17 protein-coding genes are annotated in these 18,597 nt (G+C 73.5%); 7 read left to right on the top strand and 10 right to left on the bottom strand.

Features of this window, described 5'->3' with window-relative positions; translation table 11 throughout:
* Positions 1-89: 89 nt before the first annotated feature.
* Together ACFYPD_RS19810 and ACFYPD_RS19805 are read right to left on the bottom strand one after the other, a co-directional pair.
* The gene (locus tag ACFYPD_RS19810) at positions 90-1,127 is read right to left on the bottom strand and encodes an aminotransferase class V-fold PLP-dependent enzyme (RefSeq protein ID WP_387115276.1); all 1,038 of its coding nucleotides are present in this window, start codon (positions 1,125-1,127) and stop codon (positions 90-92) included.
* A 126-nt stretch (positions 1,128-1,253) separates the two neighbouring features.
* Positions 1,254-2,642, bottom strand: coding sequence for a cation:dicarboxylate symporter family transporter (locus tag ACFYPD_RS19805; RefSeq protein ID WP_387115273.1), 1,389 nt, complete (start codon positions 2,640-2,642; stop codon positions 1,254-1,256).
* A gap of 133 nt (positions 2,643-2,775) precedes the next feature.
* On the opposite strand from ACFYPD_RS19805, the gene ACFYPD_RS19800 reads away from it, so the two are divergent.
* Positions 2,776-4,362: an ATP-binding protein gene (locus ACFYPD_RS19800; protein ID WP_387115270.1), complete on the top strand. Its 1,587-nt coding sequence runs from the start codon at positions 2,776-2,778 to the stop codon at positions 4,360-4,362.
* Positions 4,359-5,039, top strand: coding sequence for a response regulator (locus tag ACFYPD_RS19795; RefSeq protein ID WP_387115267.1), 681 nt, complete (start codon positions 4,359-4,361; stop codon positions 5,037-5,039). Before ACFYPD_RS19800 ends, ACFYPD_RS19795 begins: the two co-directional genes overlap by 4 nt.
* Positions 5,040-5,045: 6 nt before the next feature.
* On the opposite strand, the gene dnaE is transcribed toward ACFYPD_RS19795, so the two are convergent.
* The gene (gene dnaE, locus ACFYPD_RS19790; protein ID WP_387115264.1) at positions 5,046-8,579 is read right to left on the bottom strand and encodes a DNA polymerase III subunit alpha; all 3,534 of its coding nucleotides are present in this window, start codon (positions 8,577-8,579) and stop codon (positions 5,046-5,048) included.
* 185 nt (positions 8,580-8,764) lie between these two features.
* On the opposite strand from dnaE, the gene ACFYPD_RS19785 reads away from it, so the two are divergent.
* Together ACFYPD_RS19785 and ACFYPD_RS19780 are read left to right on the top strand one after the other, a co-directional pair.
* Entirely contained in the window at positions 8,765-9,106 is a 342-nt protein-coding gene (locus tag ACFYPD_RS19785; protein WP_387115261.1) for a PadR family transcriptional regulator, read from the top strand.
* Positions 9,103-10,047, top strand: a complete 945-nt coding sequence (locus ACFYPD_RS19780; protein WP_387115258.1) for a permease prefix domain 1-containing protein — start codon at positions 9,103-9,105, stop codon at positions 10,045-10,047. Before ACFYPD_RS19785 ends, ACFYPD_RS19780 begins: the two co-directional genes overlap by 4 nt.
* Positions 10,048-10,110: 63 nt before the next feature.
* Here ACFYPD_RS19780 and ACFYPD_RS19775 read toward each other — a convergent pair whose 3' ends face one another.
* Positions 10,111-10,680 (bottom strand): GNAT family N-acetyltransferase, encoded by a 570-nt coding sequence (locus ACFYPD_RS19775; protein ID WP_387115255.1) that lies wholly within the window; start codon positions 10,678-10,680, stop codon positions 10,111-10,113.
* A gap of 171 nt (positions 10,681-10,851) precedes the next feature.
* Between ACFYPD_RS19775 and ACFYPD_RS19770 the strand changes: the two genes are divergently transcribed.
* Both ACFYPD_RS19770 and ACFYPD_RS19765 read left to right on the top strand, forming a co-directional pair.
* Entirely contained in the window at positions 10,852-11,391 is a 540-nt protein-coding gene (locus ACFYPD_RS19770; RefSeq protein WP_387115252.1) for an RNA polymerase sigma factor, read from the top strand.
* Complete coding sequence (locus tag ACFYPD_RS19765; RefSeq protein ID WP_387115250.1) at positions 11,384-11,932, top strand: hypothetical protein; 549 nt, start codon at positions 11,384-11,386, stop codon at positions 11,930-11,932. Before ACFYPD_RS19770 ends, ACFYPD_RS19765 begins: the two co-directional genes overlap by 8 nt.
* A gap of 10 nt (positions 11,933-11,942) precedes the next feature.
* Here ACFYPD_RS19765 and ACFYPD_RS19760 read toward each other — a convergent pair whose 3' ends face one another.
* Positions 11,943-13,328, bottom strand: coding sequence for a serine/threonine-protein kinase (locus ACFYPD_RS19760; protein ID WP_387115247.1), 1,386 nt, complete (start codon positions 13,326-13,328; stop codon positions 11,943-11,945).
* A 181-nt stretch (positions 13,329-13,509) separates the two neighbouring features.
* Here ACFYPD_RS19760 and ACFYPD_RS19755 point away from each other — a divergent pair, with 181 nt between their 5' ends.
* Positions 13,510-14,112 carry a hypothetical protein gene (locus ACFYPD_RS19755; protein ID WP_387115244.1) on the top strand — a complete coding sequence of 201 codons (603 nt, stop codon included), beginning with the start codon at positions 13,510-13,512 and terminating at the stop codon, positions 14,110-14,112.
* Between the two features lie 70 nt (positions 14,113-14,182).
* On the opposite strand, the gene ACFYPD_RS19750 is transcribed toward ACFYPD_RS19755, so the two are convergent.
* The 5 genes from ACFYPD_RS19750 to ACFYPD_RS19730 all read right to left on the bottom strand — a co-directional run bounded on the left by ACFYPD_RS19750 (position 14,183) and on the right by ACFYPD_RS19730 (position 18,591).
* Positions 14,183-14,932 carry a YebC/PmpR family DNA-binding transcriptional regulator gene (locus ACFYPD_RS19750; protein WP_387115241.1) on the bottom strand — a complete coding sequence of 250 codons (750 nt, stop codon included), beginning with the start codon at positions 14,930-14,932 and terminating at the stop codon, positions 14,183-14,185.
* 180 nt (positions 14,933-15,112) lie between these two features.
* Complete coding sequence (pdxT, locus tag ACFYPD_RS19745; RefSeq protein WP_387115238.1) at positions 15,113-15,718, bottom strand: pyridoxal 5'-phosphate synthase glutaminase subunit PdxT; 606 nt, start codon at positions 15,716-15,718, stop codon at positions 15,113-15,115.
* Positions 15,719-15,789: 71 nt separating this feature from the next.
* Complete coding sequence (gene pdxS / locus ACFYPD_RS19740; protein WP_387115235.1) at positions 15,790-16,707, bottom strand: pyridoxal 5'-phosphate synthase lyase subunit PdxS; 918 nt, start codon at positions 16,705-16,707, stop codon at positions 15,790-15,792.
* Positions 16,708-16,844: 137 nt separating this feature from the next.
* Positions 16,845-17,348 carry a hypothetical protein gene (locus ACFYPD_RS19735; RefSeq protein ID WP_387115232.1) on the bottom strand — a complete coding sequence of 168 codons (504 nt, stop codon included), beginning with the start codon at positions 17,346-17,348 and terminating at the stop codon, positions 16,845-16,847.
* An 82-nt stretch (positions 17,349-17,430) separates the two neighbouring features.
* On the bottom strand, positions 17,431-18,591 hold the full coding sequence (locus ACFYPD_RS19730) for a glycosyltransferase family 4 protein (protein ID WP_387115229.1): 1,161 nt from the start codon (positions 18,589-18,591) through the stop codon (positions 17,431-17,433).
* Positions 18,592-18,597: the final 6 nt, after the last annotated feature.

The following is an 18,597-nucleotide window of genomic DNA, read 5'->3' as shown; positions in this document are numbered from 1 at the left end:
GGGGGCCCCGCCCCCCCTCCGCGCGCGCCCCCGGGGGCGGGCCGGGGGGGGGCCCCCCCCCGGGCCGGGGGGGGGCCCCCCCCGACGGCTCAGCCGGTCAGCGCCGCGAGGGCCAGGTCGACGTCCTCCTCGGTGGTGTAGAGGTGGAACGCGGCCCGGACCCGCCCGGCGCGGACCGCCGCCCGCACCCCGGCCCGGGCCAGCTTCTCCTGCGCGCCCGGCACCTCGACGGCGACGATCGCGCTGTCGCCGGGCGGCCGGCCGAGCCCGGCGAGGAACCGGTTGGCCAGCGCCACGTCGTGGGCGTGCACGGCGGGCAGCCCGATCTCGGCGAGCAGTTCGAGGGCGGGGGCTGCGCCCATGTAGCTGAACCAGGCCGGCGAGATGTCGAAGCGCCGGGCGTCGTCGGCCAGCCGCAGCGGGAGGCCGTAGTAGGAGGCGTGCGGGTCGCTGCCCGCGTACCAGCCGGCGGCGTCGGGCCGCAGCCGCTCGCGCAGCGCCGGGGCCAGGTAGGCGAAGGCCGCGCCGCGGGGCGCCATCAACCACTTGTACGCGGCCACCGTCACCACGTCGGCCAGTCCCGCGTCGAAGGGCAGCCACCCGGCCGCCTGGGTGGCGTCCACCGCGACGAGGGCGCCGTGCGCCCGGGCCGCCGCGACGATCGTCTCGTACGGGGCCACGGCGCCGTCGGCGGACTGCACGAGGCTGAACGCGACCAGGTCGGTGTCGGCGTCGATCGCGTCGACCAGGCCGGCGAGCGGCACGGTCCGGACCCGGACGCCGCGCTCCTGCTGCACCAGCCAGGGGAACAGGTTGGAGGTGAACTCGACCTCCGGGACGACCACCGTCGCGCCGGCCGGCAGCGCGGCGGCCACCGGGGCGAGCAGTTGCGAGGCGGTACTGCCGATCGTCACGTCGGTCGGGGCCACCCCGACCAGCCGGGCGAAGCCCGCGCGGGCCCGCTCGGCGGCCACGCCCCAGCCCTCCCAGGAGATCCGGCCCACCCGCCAGTCGGCCAGGGCGTCCTGCAACGCCTGCCAGGCCGGCTCGGGCGGCAGCCCGTAACTGGCGGTGTTCAGCCAGCCGGGCTCCGGCTGCCACAGCTTCTGTGCCTGCTCCAGGTCCATGCCACCGACGCTAGCGATCACCGCCGGCCACCGGGACGGCCAATCCCCGCCTCGTGGTCCCCGCCGGACACGCGTCCGCCGGGCCCCGCCGGACGGGTGTCCGGCGGGGCGTGGAGTGCGGTCGGCTCAGGCCGGCGTGTCGGTCAGGGCGGCCCGGCGGCCGGCCGGCTCGGCATCCTCGTCGGCCGGGTCCTCGTCGTCGAGCATGGTCGTCTCGTCGAACGGGCGCTGCCCGCTGAGGACGGCCTGGGCCTGCGCCCGGTCGAACTCGCCGGTCCAGGTGCCGACCAGCACGGTGGCCACCGCGTTGCCGGCGAAGTTGGTCAGCGCCCGGGCCTCGGACATGAACCGGTCGATGCCGACGATCAGCCCGACCCCGTCGACCAGGTCCGGGCGGTGCGACTGGAGGCCGCCGGCCAGGGTGGCCAGGCCCGCGCCGGTCACCCCGGCCGCGCCCTTCGAGGCGATGATCATGAAAGCCAGCAGGCCGATCTGCTCGCCGATCGCCATCGGCTTGCCCAGCGCGTCGGCGATGAACAACGCGGCCATCGTCAGGTAGATCGCGGTGCCGTCGAGGTTGAAGGAGTAGCCGGTCGGCACGGTGATCCCGACGACCGGCCTGCTGACGCCGAAGTGCTCCATCTTGGCGATCAGCCGGGGCAGCGCCGACTCGGACGACGAGGTGGACAGGATCAGCAGGAACTCCCGGCCCAGGTAACGCAGCAGGGAGAAGATCGAGATCCCCGCCACCAGGCGCAGCAGCGCGCCGAGCACCACGATCACGAAGATCAGGCAGGTGGTGTAGAAGCCGAGCATGATCTGGGCCAGGCTGGTCAGGGCGTCCACGCCGGTCGCGCCGACGAGCGCGGCCATCGCGCCGAAGGCGCCGATCGGGGCCACCCACATGATCATCGCCAGCACCTTGAAGACGAGGCGTTGGATCACCTCCACGGCCCGCAGCACCGGCTCACCGCGGCGACCCATGGCCTGGACGGCGAAGCCGACCAGCAGGGCGACGAGCAGCGTCTGGAGCACCGAGCCCTCGGTCAGCGCGGAGAACAGCGAGGTCGGAATGATGCCGAGCAGGAACTCGACGGTGTCGCCGCTCTCGCCACCGGCGGCCGACTTGCCCGCGTCCGCCACCTCGGGGCCGAGGTTGAGGCCCGAGCCGGGGTGGATGATGTTGCCGACCACCAGGCCGATGGCGAGCGCGACTGTCGACATGAGCAGGAAGTAGCCGAGCGCGAGGCCGCCGACCTTGCCGACCCGGGCCGCCTGCCGGACGGACCCGACGCCGAGGACGATCGTGCAGAAGATGACCGGGCTGATCATCATCTTGATCAGGTTCACGAAGCCGGTGCCGAGCGGCTTCAACTCCTTGCCGACCTCGGGCGCGGCGAGGCCGACCACGATGCCGGCGGCGACGGCCACGATGACCGCCAGGTAGAGGTACCGGGTCCGGTCCCGGTGGGCGGGCCGGGCGGCCGCGGGGGTGGGTGGGGTGGTGGTGTCCATGCCCACAATGTGACGCCGGTCTCAACGCAGGGCACGCTTGCGTTCATTCTGTTCACCCGCGCAGCGCACGGCCGAAACCGCACCGGCGGGCTGCGCCAGACTTGCCGACGACCGGCGGCGGGAGGAGGGGAACGTGGCCCGACGGCAGTGGAGCATCGCGGGGCAGCTGTTCGCCCTCCAGGCGGTGGTGGTGACGTTGCTCGTGCTGGCCGGCGCGGCCGGCGCCGTCTGGCTGGCCCGCAGCGACTCCCACCAGGCCGCGAAGGACGAGGTGCTGGCCGTGGCGCAGGCCGTCGCCGGCTCCCCCAACGTCCGCGCGGCCCTCACCGCCGCCGACCCGCCGGCCACCCTCCAGCCGTACGCGGAGGGCACCCGGGTCGCCACCGGAACGGACTTCGTGGTGGTGATGGCCCCGGACCGGACCCGCTACTCGCACCCGAACCCGGCGCTCATCGGGCAGCCGTTCATCGGCGACATCGGCCCGGCGCTCTCCGGCGAGCCGTTCACCATCACCAACGTCGGCACGCTCGGCGAGTCGGTGCGCGCGGTCGTCCCGGTGTACGACGACCAGCACCGGATCATCGGGCTGGTCTCGGTGGGCATCACCACCAAGGCGATCAACCGGAAGCTGCTCGCCCAGGTGCCGGTGCTGCTCGGCGCCGCCGCACCCGCCCTGGCCCTCGCGGCCACCGGGTCCTGGCTGCTCAGCCGCCGGCTCCGCCGGCAGACGCACGGCCTCGGGCCGAGCCAGATGACCCGGATGTACGAGTACTACGACGCGGTCCTGCACTCCGTCCGGGAGGGGCTGCTGGTGCTGACCCGGGACCGCCGGGTGGCGCTCGTCAACGACGAGGGCCGCCGGCTGCTCGGGCTGACCGACGACACCGCGGTGACCGACCGGCCGGTCACCGGGATCGACCTGCCCCCGGCGGTGGCGGAGCTGCTCGACTCCGGCCGGGACGCGCACGACGAGCCGATCCTGGCCGGCGACCGGGTGCTGGTGGCCAATCAGCGGACCACCCGCTTCGAGGGAGCGGTGCTCGGCACCGTGCTGACCCTGCGCGACCAGACCGAGCTGCGCAACCTGGCCAGCGAGCTGGACTCGGTCCGCGCCCTCACCGAGGCGTTGCAGGCGCAGACCCACGAGTCGGCGAACCGGCTGCACACCGTGCTCACCCTGGTGGAGCTGGGCCGCACCGACGAGGCGGTCCGGCTGGCCACCCGCGACCTGGCGCTCGCCCAGCAGCTCACCGACCGGGTGGTCGGCGCGGTGACCGAACCGGCGCTGGCCGCCCTGCTGCTCGGCAAGTCGGCGCGGGCCGGCGAGCGGGGCGTGGAACTGGTGGTCGACCCGGACTGCCGGCTCGACGACAGCCCCCTGCCCACCACCGACCTGCTCACGGTGGTCGGCAACCTGGTCGACAACGCGCTGGAGGCGGTTGCCGGCACCCCGCCGCCGCGCCGGGTCCGGATCTTCGTCGGCGCGGTCGAGGACGAGTTGGTGGTCCGGGTCGGCGACAGCGGCCCCGGGCTGGACCCGGACCGGGTGGCGGACGCGTTCCGGCGCGGCTGGTCCACCAAGAGCGCCGGCCGGGGGCTCGGCCTGGCGCTGGTCGGACAGGTGGTCCGCCGGCACGGCGGTGCGTCGGAGGTCGCCCGCACCGACGACGGGGAGACCGTGTTCACCGTCCGGCTGCCGGTCCCGCGGGAGGCCCGATGAACGACGTCCGGGTGCTCGTGGTGGAGGACGAGCCGCTGCTGGCCGAGGCGCACCGGGCGTACACCGAACGGGTGCCCGGCTTCGTGGTGGTCGGCGTGGTGCACACCGCGCGGGACGCGATGGCGGCGCTGCGCCAGCGCGGCGGCGCGGACGTCGACCTGGTCCTGCTCGACTTCCGGCTGCCGGACCTGCACGGCCTGGACGTGTGCCGGGCCCTGCGGGCGGCCGGCAGCAGCGTGGACGTGCTGGCGGTGACCTCGGCGCGGGACCTCGCGGTGGTCCGCACCGCGGTGTCCCTCGGGGTGACCCACTACCTGCTCAAGCCGTTCACCTTCGCCGCGTTCCGCGACAAGCTGGAGCGGTACGCCGACTACCGGCGGCAGGCCCTCGCCGACGGCGAGGTGGCCGCCCAGCACGAGGTGGACCGCATGTTCGCCACCCTGCGCGGCACGACCCGGCACACCCTGCCCAAGGGCCTGGACGAGCAGACGCTGCACATCGTGCTTTCCGCCCTCGGCGACGGCGGACTCTCCGCCACCGAGGTCAGCGGGCGCACCGGGATCTCCCGGGTGACCGCGCGGCGCTACCTGGAGTACCTGGTCTCCGCCGACCGCGCGGTCCGGGCACCCCGCTACGGCACCCCCGGCCGCCCCGAGGTCGAGTACCGGCCGGTATGACCCGGATCAGCTCACGTTGGCGGGGCCGAGGACGCTCTTCAGGTCGCCCATCAGCGCGGTGGTGGCGGCCACCCGGAAGGGGCCCAGGCGCAGCGTGGTGACCTTTCCGCCGTTGAGCAGCTTGACGTGCACCTCGGTGTCGCCCGGGTGCAGCACCAGGGTTTCCTTGAGCTTCTCCACCAGCGGCGGCGTGCAGCGGTGCACCGGGATGGTGAGGGTGACCGGCTTGTTCGCCGGGTTGCTGCTGATGTCGGGCATCTGCATGTCCATCGCCATGATCCGCGGCGTGTCGTCGCGACGGTCCACCCGCCCCTTCACCACGACGATGGCGTCCTCGGCGATGTACTGCCCGATCACCTCGTAGGTGTTGGGGAAGAACAGCGTCTCCACCCCACCGGCCAGGTCCTCCAGGGTGGCCGAGGCCCAGGCCCGGCCCTGCTTGGTGACCCGGCGCTGCACACCGGAGAGGATGCCGGCCAGGGTGACCACCGCGCCGTCGGGCACGGTGCCCTCCTCGGAGAGCGCGGCGATGGTGGTGTCGGCCGCCGCGCCGAGCACGTGTTCCAGGCCGAAGAGCGGGTGGTCAGAGACGTACAGGCCGAGCATCTCGCGCTCGAAGGCGAGCTTGTCCCGCTTGTCCCACTCGCTCTCGCCGATGACCGGCATCACCGTGGTGCTGCCGCCGGTGTCCACGTCGCCGAAGCCGGCGCCGAACAGGTCGTACTGGCCGACGGCCTCCTTGCGCTTGACGTCGGCGTACGCGTCGATGGCGTCGGCGTGCACGGCGAGCAGGCCCTTGCGGCTGTGCCCCAGCGAGTCGAAGGCACCCGCCTTGATCAGCGATTCGATGGTCTTCTTGTTGCAGGCGACCGCGTCCACCTTGGACAGGAAGTCGTAGAAGTCGGCGTACTCGCCCTTCTCCTCGCGGCACCGCATGATCGCCGCCACCACGTTCGCGCCGACGTTGCGCACGGCGGCCAGGCCGAACCGGATGTCCTCCCCGACCGGGGTGAACGGCCCGGCCGAGGTGTTGACGTCCGGCGGGAGGACCTGGATGCGCATCCGGCGGCACTCGGAGAGGTAGAGCGCCATCTTGTCCTTGTCGTCGCCGACGGAGGTGAGCAGCGCCGCCATGTACTCGGCCGGGTAGTGCGCCTTGAGGTACGCGGTCCAGTACGACACCAGGCCGTAGGCGGCGGAGTGCGCCTTGTTGAACGCGTAGCCGGCGAACGGGACGAGGACGTCCCACACCGCCTGGATGGCCTCGTCGGAGTAGCCGCGCTCGCGGCAGCCGTCCCGGAACGGGACGAACTCCTTGTCGAGGATCTCCTTCTTCTTCTTGCCCATCGCCCGGCGCAGCAGGTCGGCCTGGCCGAGGGTGTAGCCGGCGAGGATCTGCGCGGCCCGCTGCACCTGCTCCTGGTAGACGATCAGGCCGTAGGTGGGGGCGAGGATCTCCCGCAGCGGCTCCTCCAGCTCCGGGTGGATCGGCGTGATCTCCTGGAGGCCGTTCTTGCGCAGCGCGTAGTTGGTGTGCGAGTCGACGCCCATCGGGCCGGGCCGGTAGAGCGCCAGCACGGCGGAGATGTCCTCGAAGTTGTCCGGCTTCATGAGCCGCAGCAGCGAGCGCATCGGCCCGCCGTCGAGCTGGAACACACCCAGGGTGTCGCCGCGGGCGAGCAGCTCGTAGGCCGGCTTGTCGTCCAGCGGCAGGCCCAGCAGGTCCAGCTCCCGGCCGTGGTTGAGCTGGATGTTCTTGACCGCGTCGTCGATGATCGTGAGGTTGCGCAGGCCGAGGAAGTCCATCTTCAGCAGCCCGAGCGACTCGCACGTCGGGTAGTCGAACTGCGTGATGATGACGCCGTCGGCGTCCCGCCGCATCAGCGGGATGTGCTCGATGATCGGCTCGGCGGACATGATGACGCCGGCCGCGTGCACGCCGGTCTGCCGGATCAGGCCCTCGATGCCCTTCGCCGTCTCGATGACCTTCTTGACGTCCGGGTCGGACTCGTAGAGGCCACGGATCTCGCCCGCCTCCGCGTAGCGCGGGTGCTTCGGGTCGAAGATGCCGGACAGCGGGATGTCCTTGCCCATCACAGCCGGGGGCATCGCCTTGGTGATCCGGTCGCCCACCGCGTACGGGTAGCCGAGCACCCGCGCCGAGTCCTTGATCGCGGCCTTCGCCTTGATGGTGCCGAAGGTGGCGATCTGCGCGACCTTGTCCTCGCCCCACTTGTCGGTGACGTACCGGATCACCTCACCGCGCCGGCGCTCGTCGAAGTCGATGTCGACGTCGGGCATCGAGATGCGCTCGGGGTTGAGGAACCGCTCGAAGATCAGGCCGTGCGGGATCGGATCGAGGTCGGTGATGCCCAGGGCGTACGCGACGAGCGAGCCGGCGGCCGAACCGCGGCCCGGGCCGACCGCGATGCCCTGGCTCTTCGCCCACTGGATGAAGTCGGCGACCACGAGGAAGTAGGACGGGAAGCCCATCTGGATGATGACGCCCAGCTCGTATTCCGCCTGGACGACGTGGCCCTCGGGGATGCCGTTGGGGAACCGGCGGGCCAGCCCCGCGAAGGTCTCCTTGCGGAACCAGGACTCCTCGTTCTCGCCCTCCGGGATCGGGAACCGCGGCATGAGGTTGTGGAACTCGAACATCCCGGCCGGGTCGACCTTCTCGGCGATCAGCAGGGTGTTGCGGCAGCCCTGCTGCCACAGCTCCGAGTTGTTGACCGCGCGCATCTGGTCGGCCGACTTGATGTAGTAGCCGCCGCCCTCCAGCCGGAACCGGTTGGGGTCGTCGATGTTGCTGGCGGTCTGCACGCAGAGCAGCACGTCGTGCGCCTCCGCCTGCTCCTCGCGCGTGTAGTGCGAGTCGTTGGTGACCACCGGCGGGATGGCGAGCTTGCGGCCGATCTCGGTGAGCCCGTCGCGGACCCGGCGCTCGATGTCGAGGCCGTGGTCCATGATCTCCAGGAAGTAGTTGTCCTTGCCGAAGATGTCCTGGTACGCGCCGGCGACCTTGAGCGCCTCGTCGAACTGGCCGAGCCGCAGCCGGGTCTGCACCGCGCCGGACGGGCAGCCGGTGGTGGCCATGAGCCCGTCGGCGTGCTCGGCGATCAGCTCCATGTCCATCCGCGGCCACTTGATGTAGTGGCCCTCCATGGAGGCGCGCGAGTTGAGCTTGAACAGGTTGTGCAGGCCCACCTTGTTCTGCGCCCACATGGTCATGTGGGTGATGGCGCCGTTGCCGGAGACGTCGTCGCTCTTCTGCTCCGGGCGGCCCCACTTGACCCGCTGCTTGTGGAATCGCGACTCCGGCGCCACGTACGCCTCGACGCCGAGGATCGGGGTGATCCCGGCGGCCATCGCCTGCTTGTAGAAGTCGTTCGCGCCGTGCATGTTGCCGTGGTCGGTCATCGCCACCGCCGGCATCCCGAGCCGCGCGGCCTCGGCGAAGAGGTCCTTGAGCCGGGCCGCCCCGTCGAGCATCGAGTACTCGGTGTGTACGTGCAGATGCGCGAACGAATCGCCCATGCGTGGCGCCCCCCGGGGTGTGGATCAAGGCTGCGTCGGAGTCGACCGACCCACCCTACCGAGGCGACCTGACCGGCTCCACCGTCCGCGCCGAGCGTGGCCGGCGTCTCTCCGCCCGATGGTGTCGGCGGACACGATGCTGTGTGGGTTGCGCATAGTGTGTGGCACACACTATCGTGTGACGCATGGTCAGCGACGACGTCCTTCGGACCCATCTCCAGGAGCTACGACGCGGCACCGTCGTGGTGGCCAGCCTGGTTGCCCTGCGCCGGCCCGACTACGGCTACGCGTTGCTGCAACGGCTGGCCGCGCACGGCTTTCCGGTCGACGCCAACACCCTCTATCCCCTGCTCCGGCGGCTGGAGGAGCAGGGGCTGCTGACCAGCGAGTGGAACACCGAGGAGAGCCGGCCGCGCAAGTTCTACCGCACCAGTGACGACGGCGAAGCGGTGCTGGGCCGCCTCCTCGACGACCTGGCCGCGGTGCAGACGTCCGTCACCCAGCTGATCGAAGGAGTGGGCCGATGAGCTCCCTGACCGACCGTTACCTCGCGGCCACGCTGCGGGCCGTGCCGACGCAGCGTCGGGCGGAGCTCGCCGACGAGCTGCGCGCCTCCATCGAGGACATGATCGAGGACCGGGCCGCCGGCGGGCAGGAGCCCGGCGCCGCCGAGCGGGAGGTGCTCACCGAGCTGGGCAACCCCGAGCAGCTCGCCGCCCGCTACACCGACCGCCGCCTCCAGCTCATCGGCCCGCGCTACTTCCTGGTCTGGTGGCGGGTGCTGCGGGTGCTGCTCACCTTCATCCCGGCGATCGTCGGCGTGGTGACCGGCGTGGTCAAGGCGACGGTCGGCGGCGACCCGGGCGCGGCGATCGGCGCCGGCATCGCGAGCGCCCTGCAGACCGCGGTGCAGATCGCCTTCTGGGTCACCCTGAGCTTCGCCGTGCTGGAGCGCACCGACACCTCGCTGAACCTGCCCGAGTGGACGGTCGACCAGTTGCCCGAGGAGGCCCGGGCGCGGCAGGTCAGCCTGGTCGACAGCTGCGCCTCGATCGTCTTCCTGATCATCGCCGTCGCGTTCCTCCCGTGGCAGCACTTCCAGCCCTGGCTGTCCGGGGACGGCTCCCGGCTGCCGATGATCGACCCGGCGCTCTGGAGCTTCTGGCTGCCGGCGCTGATCGTCGTGCTGGTCGCCACCATGGGCCTGGAGATCGCGAAGTACCGGGCCGGCCGGTGGACCTGGCCGCTGGTCGCGGTCAACGCCGTGCTCGAACTGGCCTTCGCGGTGCCGCTGATCTGGCTGCTGCTCACCGACCGGCTGCTCAACCCGGCGCTGATCGAGCGATTCGCCTGGCTGCGCGAGGGCGGTACGGACGACGTGACCCGGATCGCCGCCGTGGGCACCGCCGCGGTCGTGGTCTGGGCCGTGATCGACAGCGCGGTCAAGGCCCGCAAGGCCGCCGACTGAGCACCCGCCGGCCCGGTCGCGCCCTCCCGACGGGGGCGCGACCGGGCCGGTGTGCGGCCGGGCTCAGACGGGTTCCGCCAGCGCCCGCCACTCCCGGGCGAGCAGGGCGTACACGGCCTCGTCGGTCCACTCGCCCTTGACGAACTCGTTCTCCCGCAGGTGCGCCTCGCGGCGCATGCCCAGGCGTTCCAGCACCCGGGCCGAGGCGGTGTTGCGGGCATCCAGCCGGCCGACGATCCGGTGCAAACCCAGGCCGTCGAAGCCGAGCCGCAGCATCTCCCGGGCCGCCTCCGTGACATACCCCCGGCCGGTGTGGTCGGGATGGGCGACGTAGCCGATCTCGCCCTGCCGGTGCTCGCCGCTGGTCCAGCTGAGCAGCACGTCGCCGACGAACTCGCCGGTCGCCGGCAGGACGACGGCCAGGTTGAGCACGTCCCCCGGTGCGCGCAGCGCCGTGCGCCGCACCATCCGGTCCATCGCCGCGCGGGCGGCGGCGTCGTCGTAGGGCTCGTGGTAGAGGAACCGGGTGACCTCCGGCCGGCCGCGGTAGTCGCGGAGGACGGCCAGGTCGTCGGGGGTGAAGGCGCGCAGCAGCAGGCGGTCGGTGCGCAGCGGCAGGTCGGGAACGAGCATGCCGGCAGGGTACGGGCGCGGCGGCCCGCCGGTCAGCCCGGTTTCCCGGCCACCCCCGTCGAGCCGGTACGCAGGGCGCGTCGGGTCGGCTGCCGGACACGTCGGGGGCGTCGGGGCGGCGGCGGGCATAGCCTGGTGTCCCCGGCCCACCGGCGAGCACTGGACGAGCTGATGCCTCTCCCGGACGGCACCGACGAGCTGGCCCGGTCGGCCGCGCGCGGCGACCCGAAGGCGCTCGACGCGCTGCTGGTCGCCGTGCGGCCCGAGGTGCTGCGCCAGTGCGCCCGCCTGCTGCCTCACCGGCAGGACGCCGAGGAGGCCTGCCAGGACGCGCTGCTCGCGCTGGCGCGGGGGATCACCCGGTTCGAGGAGCGCTCGTCGTTCCACACCTGGCTGTACCGGCTCACCGCCAACCGGGCGCGCTCCACCTACCGGGCACTCCGGCGGCGCCAGCAGCTGGAGGCCGGCGGGGTGCCGCTGCCCGATCCGCCCGATCCCCGGCGGACCAGCGTGGTGGCCGGCACCCGGCTCGACCTGCTCGACGCGCTCGACGCGGTCCCGCCCGACCTCGCCGAGGCGGTGACCCTGCGGGACGTGCTCGGGCTGAGCTACCGCGAGATCGCCGGCCTGCTCGACCTGCCGGAGGGGACCGTCAAGTCCCGCATCCACGAGGCCCGCCGCCAGGTCCGGCGTCGGTTGTCCGATGGCTGAGCCGCCTTGCCGGGGCCCACGCCCCGCCGCCCTCGCCGCCCTCGCCGTCCTCGCCGTCCTCGCCGGGGTGCCGGCCTGCGCCGAACGCCCGGTCTCGCCGCTCCCGGTCCGGCCGCCCGGCCCGGCGGCCAGCACCGTGGCCGCCGCCCCGCCCACCTCCACCGCACCCGCCCTGGAACCGTCGACGGCCACGCTGTCGAGCCGGCGTCCCGCGCCGCCCCCGTCGACCCGGAGCCGGACGCCACGGCCGGCCCCGTCGGCGCCGACCACGCTGCCGGGCGCGTGCCTCGGCGCGGTTCGCTACGACCTGGTCCTCGCCGAGACCGAGCTGGCGCTGGTGAAGTCGCTCTGTTTCGGCACCGGCGGGGTGCTGCGCATCCAGGGCATCGGGCCGGGTCTCGTCACCGTGGACCGGGAGGACCTGGTCTCCCGCAGCTACGAGGCCGGCGTGGTGGACATCCGGTTCGTGCGGACCGGCACCGTCGTGGTGACCATCCCGCAGGACGGCCGGACGTACCCGATCACGGTGGTGGTGGTCTGACCCGGGCCGCCTATCGGACCCGCACCCCGGCGAGCAGGGCGTCGACGAAGTCGGTGCCGCTGTGCGGCGGCGGGGTGAGCTGCACGTAGAGCAGGCCGGCCGGGCCGGCGGCCCGCCCGGCGGCCTCGACGATCACCGGCCGGCTGCCGGGGCACGCGAACGCGGCGACCACCCAGTCGACGCCGCCCTGGCGGGTGCGCCGCAGCGGCGCCGCAGCGCAGTCCGCATGCGGCCGTTCGGCGAGGAAGCCCTCGGGCGTGGTGCGGCGGGCCGTGCCGGCGGACAGGCCGACGAAAGCGCCGGGCACGTCCGGATCCGCCGCCCAGCGGCCCGGGTCCGGGGACACCACCAGCGCCGGCTCCAGCTCGCCGTCGTCGCCGTACTGCCCGGCCCAGCCGGTGCCGTCGGCCCGCCAGCCGGCCGGCAAGGCGACGGTCAGCGGCCCGCTGCGTCCCACGGCGCCGGTCGGGGTGCGACCGGCCGCATCGCCCGCGGTGGCGCCCACGGCGGCGAGCACCACCGCGACCGCCCCCGAGGCGGCGAGCCGCCGCCGGCCGACCGGCCGCGGCGGACCGCCGTCGGGGCGCCCGGCGGGGGCCGTCGCGGCGTGCCGGAGGGCCGCCCGGAACGCCGCCGCGTCCGGGTAGCGGTCGGCCGGCCGCGCGGCGGTGGCCGTTCGGAGCACCGCGGCCACCCCGGGAGGCACGCCGGCCCGCAGTCGCGGCGGCGCCGGGCCGGCTCGCCGGTCCTCCCGGGCGCCACCGGGCGCCGCGGGGTCGCCGAGCAGCCGGAGCCCGAGGCGGCCCAGCCCGAACACATCCGCGCGCATGTCGACGACCGCGAGCGGGTCGTCCTGCTCAGGGGCCATGTAGCCGGGGGTGCCCGCCCGGGCGGTCAGCCCGGAGGCGGCGGCGAGCGCCTTGGCCAGGCCCAGGTCAGCGACGAGCACCCGCTCGGCGCCCGGCCCCGAGCGGAAGAGGATGTTGCCGGGCGTCAGGTCACGGTGCACCACCCTGTGCCGGTGCAGCACAGCGACCCCCGCCGCGATCTCGTCGAGCAGGGTCACGGCGGCGGCCACCGGCAGCGGACCGTGCGCCAGCCGGTCCCGCAGGCTGCCGCCGTCCGCCCAGGCCAGCACGGCGTACGGGCGACCGTCGGCCAGCTCGCCCACGGCGTGCACACGGACCAGGCGGTCGTGCTCCAGCCGCCGCAGCAGCCGGGCCTCGTCGAGGAATCGTTCCCGCACCCGCAGGTCGTGGCTCCAGTTCTCGGCCAGCACCTTGATCGCCACCCGGCCGTCGAGCACCGGGTCGTACGCGAGCCAGACCGTGGCGAAGGACCCCGCCCCGAGCAGCCGCTCCACCCGGTAGGCCCCGATCCGCGTCGGCGCGGTCATCGCATCACCTCCGGGATCATCACCCCGGCCACCGTTCCCTCGACGGTAGACGCCGCGCCGGCCCGCGGCTGTCCCGACGGCGTCGCCCCGCGGTCCCGCCGGACGGTCGGAAACCCGACGAACCGAAGCGGCCGGGCCGGAGACCAACAGGGCAGGAGAACCCCACGGAAGGACACCCACCATGAACCGTCTCTCGTCCACCATCCTCACGGGACTGCTGGCCCTCACCGCGGTCGTCCCGGTGACCGTCGCCGCCCCGGCCGCGGCCGCTGTGCCGACGGCCGGGGTGACCGCCGACCGCGCGCCGGTGGCACCGGTGGCCGGCCCGGCGTCCGCCGCCGAGGTCGAGGTGCTCAGCGTCCGCGGCGCCGGCCCGTACCGGATCGGCGCCCGGCTGAACCGGCTGGCGGCGGCCGGCCTGATCGACTGGACGGCGCCCGGGTGCGCCGGCGTGGTGCACGCCGGCGTGACCGGGCCCTGGGCCGGGGTGATCCTGCTGGCCTTCCGGGACGGCCGGCTGGTGTCGGTGGGCACGGCCACCGTCCCGCCCCGTTCCCCGGCCGGCGCGTCGGTCGGGATGTCCTTCGCCGACCTGGAGCGCATCTACGGGCGGCGCGGGGCGCTGATCCGCAACGACGCCGGGGACGCCGAGGCGTACCTGGTCCGGTTCGGGTCCCGGGTCGAGCTGTTCACCGGCCACCCGATCCGTCCGGGGGTCGGCTACTACGAAGCCGGGGCGGCGTCCCACGTCGAGCGCGGCTTCCGGCAGTGGCCGTCCTGCTGATCGGGGGCCGGATACGACGTCGCGCCGGGCGACCTGGTCGCCCGGCGCGATCGGCGCGCTGTGGTCGAGGTCAGCCGACGGCGGCCATGACCTCGTCGGAGACGTCGAAGTTGGCGTAGACGTTCTGCACGTCGTCGCAGTCCTCGAGGACGTCGATCAGCTTGAAGATCTTGCGCGCGCCCTCCTCGTCCAGTGGCACGTTGACGCTGGGGATGAGGGAGGACTCGGCCGACTCGTACTCGATGCCGGCGTCCTGCAGGGCGGTGCGGACCGGGATGAGGTCGGTCGGCTCGGAGACCACCTCGAACGCCTCACCGAGGTCGTTGACCTCCTCGGCGCCCGCGTCGAGCACGGCCATCATCACGTCGTCCTCGCTCGTGCCCTCCTTGGGGACGATCACCACGCCCTTCCGGGAGAACATGTACGACACGGAGCCGGCGTCGGCGAGCGAGCCGCCGTTGCGGGTCAGCGCGGTGCGCACCTCGGTCGCCGCCCGGTTGCGGTTGTCCGTGAGGCACTCGATCAGCATCGCCACGCCGTTCGGGCCGTAGCCCTCGTACATGATGGTCTGCCAGTCGGCGCCGCCGGCCTCCAAGCCGGAGCCGCGCTTGACGGCGCGGTCGATGTTGTCGTTCGGCACCGAGCTCTTCTTCGCCTTCTGGATGGCGTCGTAGAGGGTCGGGTTACCGGCGGGGTCCCCGCCGCCGGTGCGGGCCGCCACCTCGACGTTCTTGATCAGCTTGGCGAACATCTTGCCGCGCTTGGCGTCGATGACGGCCTTCTTGTGCTTGGTGGTCGCCCACTTTGAGTGGCCGGACATCTCATACCTCCGTCTGTTGACCCACGCCTGCGTCGACTGTCCGCGCCCGCGCCGAACCGGGACCGCCGGGCGGTCGGCTGGGGGGCGGCGGCGGGCGGTGAGCCCTGCCGAACCGCCGCAATCCTACCGAGGTCGCGTCCCCGCATGTCACACCCGCACCCGGGGCGGGGCGGCGTGCGGTCAGGCGGCGGCCCGGACGAGATCCACGAAGTAGCGGTGCAGCCGCAGGTCGCCGGTGAGTTCCGGGTGGAACGAGGTGGCCAGCAGGTGGCCCTGCCGCACCGCGACGATCCGGTCGGCGGCGGGCCCGTCGGTGACCCGGCCGAGCACCTCGACGCCCGCGCCGACCCGCTCGACCCAGGGGGCCCGAATGAAGACCGCGTGGAACGGCCCGCCCCCGACACCGGTGATCTCCACCGGTGCCTCGAACGAGTCGACCTGCCGGCCGAACGCGTTGCGCCGGACGGTCATCTCGATGCCGGCGAAGCCGCGCTGGTCGGGGCGGCCGTCGAGCACCTCGGCGGCCAGCATGATCATGCCGGCGCAGGACCCGTAGACCGGCATGCCGCCGGCGATCCGCTTGTCGATCGGCTCGCGCATCTCGAAGATGTCGGCGAGCTTGCTCATGGTGGTCGACTCGCCGCCCGGGACGACCAGGCCGTCGACCGCGTCCAGCTCGGCCGGGCGGCGCACCGGACGGGCGTCCGCGCCGGCCCCGGCCAGGGCGGCGAGGTGCTCGCGCACGTCGCCCTGGAGGGCGAGCACACCGATGACGGGTGCGGTCACGTCACGTCCTCTCACGTTAGGAGGGGGCCCCTGCTCCACCTGCGGCGTTGACAAGGGCCCCTCCCTGCACGTCACCAGCCGCGCTCGGCCAGCCGGTGCGGCTGCGGAATCTCGTCGACGTTGATGCCGACCATCGCCTCGCCGAGGCCGCGGGAGACCTTGGCCAGCACGTCCGGGTCGTCGTGGAAGGTGGTGGCCTTCACGATCGCGGCGGCGCGCTGGGCCGGGTTGCCCGACTTGAAGATGCCCGAGCCCACGAAGACGCCCTCGGCGCCGAGCTGCATCATCATGGCCGCGTCGGCCGGGGTGGCGATGCCGCCCGCGGTGAACAGCACGACCGGCAGCTTGCCGGTCTCGGCGATCTCCTTGACCAGCTCGTACGGCGCCTGGAGCTCCTTGGCCGCCACGAACAGCTCGTCGGCCGGCAGCGTCTGGAGCCGCCGGATCTCCTGCCGGATCTTCCGCATGTGGGTGGTGGCGTTGGAGACGTCACCGGTGCCGGCCTCGCCCTTCGAGCGGATCATGGCGGCGCCCTCGGTGATCCGGCGCAGCGCCTCGCCCAGGTTGGTCGCGCCGCAGACGAAGGGGACGGTAAACGCCCACTTGTCGATGTGGTTCTCGTAGTCGGCCGGGGTCAGCACCTCGGACTCGTCGACGTAGTCGACGCCGAGGGCCTGGAGGACCTGCGCCTCGACGAAGTGGCCGATCCGGGCCTTGGCCATCACGGGGATGGAAACCGCGTTGATGATGCCGTCGATCATGTCCGGGTCGCTCATCCGGGAGACGCCGCCCTGGGCGCGGATGTCGGCGGGCACCCGCTCCAGCGCCATGACGGCGACGGCGCCGGCGTCCTCGGCGATCTTGGCCTGCTCGGGGGTGACCACGTCCATGATCACGCCACCCTTGAGCATCTCGGCCATGCCCCGCTTGACGCGGGCGGTGCCGACGACGGGGTTGGCGTTGGTGTTCGGGGAGGTGGATTCGGGCACGGGTCATCGCTCCTTGAACGTGCTCAGGGGGTGGCTGCCAAAAGGCTACGACGGGGTCAACGCCGCTCCGACAGCCAATCAGACCCCCGGTGGCCTGCTCTGTGGCCGGCGTCACCGGGGCTCACACCAGCCCCCGCTCAGCCCGTGGTGACGTCCGCCCGGGGGATGAGCGTGGGGTCGTCGACGTCGAAGTAGCGCGGCCACTCCCGCCCGCGCCCCATCCGGAGCAGGCGTACCAGCGGGCGGCCGCGGGCCGCCCGGGCGTCGCGGACCAGATCGGTGTGCACCTGCCGGGCCAGGGCCAGCCGCCGGCTCGCCGCGATCACCGCCTCGCAGGCCGGGTCCGCCGGGTCCAGCTCCACCGTGCGCAACTGCCGGGTGAGGTCGTTCTCCGCGGCCTCCCGCTCCTCTCCGACGGCATCCAGGGCGATCCGGGCGGCCGAGTACAGCTCCACGCCGAAGCGCTGCTCGGCCAGCACCGCGGCGGCGGCCGCGCGGCGCAGCAGGTGCGCGTCGAGCGCCCGGGCCGCCGACTCCGCGCGGGCCTGCAGCCGCTCGACCCGGCCGGCGGTCCAGATCAGGTACGCCGAGACCAGCCCGAGCACCAGTGCCGCGACCACCACCCACCACATGTGCGGCATCGTAGTGCTGCTCCTCATCCCGCCCGGCCGGCGCGGGCACCGGTCGACGCGCTCGTCACAGCGGCCCCACCGGCCACCGGGTTCAGCCCAGCCCCGCCCATTCCTGGTCCATGACCCGGCCGTCGGTGGCCTCGATCGCCGCTGCGTATACCTCCAGAACCCGGCGGGCAACCACGGGCCAGTCGAAATTCGCCACCACCTGGTCGCCGGCTGCGGTCAGCCCGGCCCGCTGCCCCGCGTCGTCGAGCAGTTCCGCCAGGGCGGTGCGCAGCGCCGCCGCGTCCCCGGTCGGGAAGAGCCGGCCGGCCCGCCCGCCGTCCAGCACCCGGCGGAACGCGTCCAGGTCGCTGGCCACCACGGCGGTGCCGGCGGCGAGCGCCTCGGTGAGGATCATCCCGAAGGACTCCCCGCCGGTGTTCGGTGCGACGTAGAGGTGCAGGCTGCGCAGCATGCGAGGTTTGTCGGCCTCGGAGACCATGCCGAGGAAGGTGACCCGGTCCCGCAGCGCCGCCGGGAACTGCCCGTAGAGGTCCTCGGCGTCGCCCGGCCCGGCGACCAGCAGGCGCAGCCCGGGGCGGTGCGGGGCGAGCGCGACGAAGGCGTCCCGCAGGATCGGGAAGCCCTTGCGCGCCTCGGTGAACCGGCCCAGGAAGCCGAGCGTCCCGCCGCTGCCCGGTGCGCACTCCCCCGGCCAGCCGGGCAACGGCTCGACGCCGGCGAACTTCGCCACCGCCACCCCGTTGGGGATCTCCACGGCGCCGCCGTCCATGTGCTCCACCTGCACCTTGCGGGCCAACGCGCTGACCGCGATCCGGGCGGTGAGCCGCTCCAGCAGGATCTGGAGCACCCCCTGCGCGGCGGAGAGCACCCGCGACCGGGTCATCGCGGTGTGGAAGGTGGCCACCACCGGGCCCCGGGCGCAGAGCACGGCGAGCATCGACAGGCTGGGGGTGAGCGGCTCGTGCACGTGCAGCACGTCGAAGTCGCCCCGGGTGATCCAGCGCCGCACCCGGGCCGTGGAGACCGGGCCGAAGGCGATCCGGGCCACCGAGCCGTTGTACGGCAGCGGCACGGCCCGACCGGCCGACACCACGTACGGCGGCAGCGCCGAGTCCTCGTCGGCCGGGGCCAGCACGCTCACCTCGTGGCCGAGCCCCAGCAGCGCCTCGGCCAGGTCCATGACGTGGTTCTGCACCCCGCCCGGGACGTCGAAGGAGTACGGGCACACGATGCCGATCCGCATTGCGCC

Source organism: Micromonospora sp. NPDC005299, from assembly GCF_042872345.1.
GTDB lineage: Bacteria > Actinomycetota > Actinomycetes > Mycobacteriales > Micromonosporaceae > Micromonospora.
Note: the sequence above shows the minus strand (reverse complement) of the source record. Positions and strands in the feature narration are given on the sequence as shown.

What these genes read in the sequence shown, in the direction of transcription:
- ACFYPD_RS19810 (WP_387115276.1), bottom strand. Translation starts at nt 1,127, where the DNA reads ATGGACCTGGAGCAGGCACAGAAGCTGTGGCAGCCGGAGCCCGGCTGG.
- ACFYPD_RS19805 (WP_387115273.1), bottom strand. Translation starts at nt 2,642, where the DNA reads ATGGACACCACCACCCCACCCACCCCCGCGGCCGCCCGGCCCGCCCAC.
- ACFYPD_RS19795 (WP_387115267.1), top strand. Translation starts at nt 4,359, where the DNA reads ATGAACGACGTCCGGGTGCTCGTGGTGGAGGACGAGCCGCTGCTGGCC.
- dnaE (WP_387115264.1), bottom strand. Translation starts at nt 8,579, where the DNA reads ATGGGCGATTCGTTCGCGCATCTGCACGTACACACCGAGTACTCGATG.
- ACFYPD_RS19785 (WP_387115261.1), top strand. Translation starts at nt 8,765, where the DNA reads ATGGTCAGCGACGACGTCCTTCGGACCCATCTCCAGGAGCTACGACGC.
- ACFYPD_RS19780 (WP_387115258.1), top strand. Translation starts at nt 9,103, where the DNA reads ATGAGCTCCCTGACCGACCGTTACCTCGCGGCCACGCTGCGGGCCGTG.
- ACFYPD_RS19775 (WP_387115255.1), bottom strand. Translation starts at nt 10,680, where the DNA reads ATGCTCGTTCCCGACCTGCCGCTGCGCACCGACCGCCTGCTGCTGCGC.
- ACFYPD_RS19770 (WP_387115252.1), top strand. Translation starts at nt 10,852, where the DNA reads ATGCCTCTCCCGGACGGCACCGACGAGCTGGCCCGGTCGGCCGCGCGC.
- ACFYPD_RS19765 (WP_387115250.1), top strand. Translation starts at nt 11,384, where the DNA reads ATGGCTGAGCCGCCTTGCCGGGGCCCACGCCCCGCCGCCCTCGCCGCC.
- ACFYPD_RS19760 (WP_387115247.1), bottom strand. Translation starts at nt 13,328, where the DNA reads ATGACCGCGCCGACGCGGATCGGGGCCTACCGGGTGGAGCGGCTGCTC.
- ACFYPD_RS19755 (WP_387115244.1), top strand. Translation starts at nt 13,510, where the DNA reads ATGAACCGTCTCTCGTCCACCATCCTCACGGGACTGCTGGCCCTCACC.
- ACFYPD_RS19750 (WP_387115241.1), bottom strand. Translation starts at nt 14,932, where the DNA reads ATGTCCGGCCACTCAAAGTGGGCGACCACCAAGCACAAGAAGGCCGTC.
- ACFYPD_RS19735 (WP_387115232.1), bottom strand. Translation starts at nt 17,348, where the DNA reads ATGCCGCACATGTGGTGGGTGGTGGTCGCGGCACTGGTGCTCGGGCTG.
- ACFYPD_RS19730 (WP_387115229.1), bottom strand. Translation starts at nt 18,591, where the DNA reads ATGCGGATCGGCATCGTGTGCCCGTACTCCTTCGACGTCCCGGGCGGG.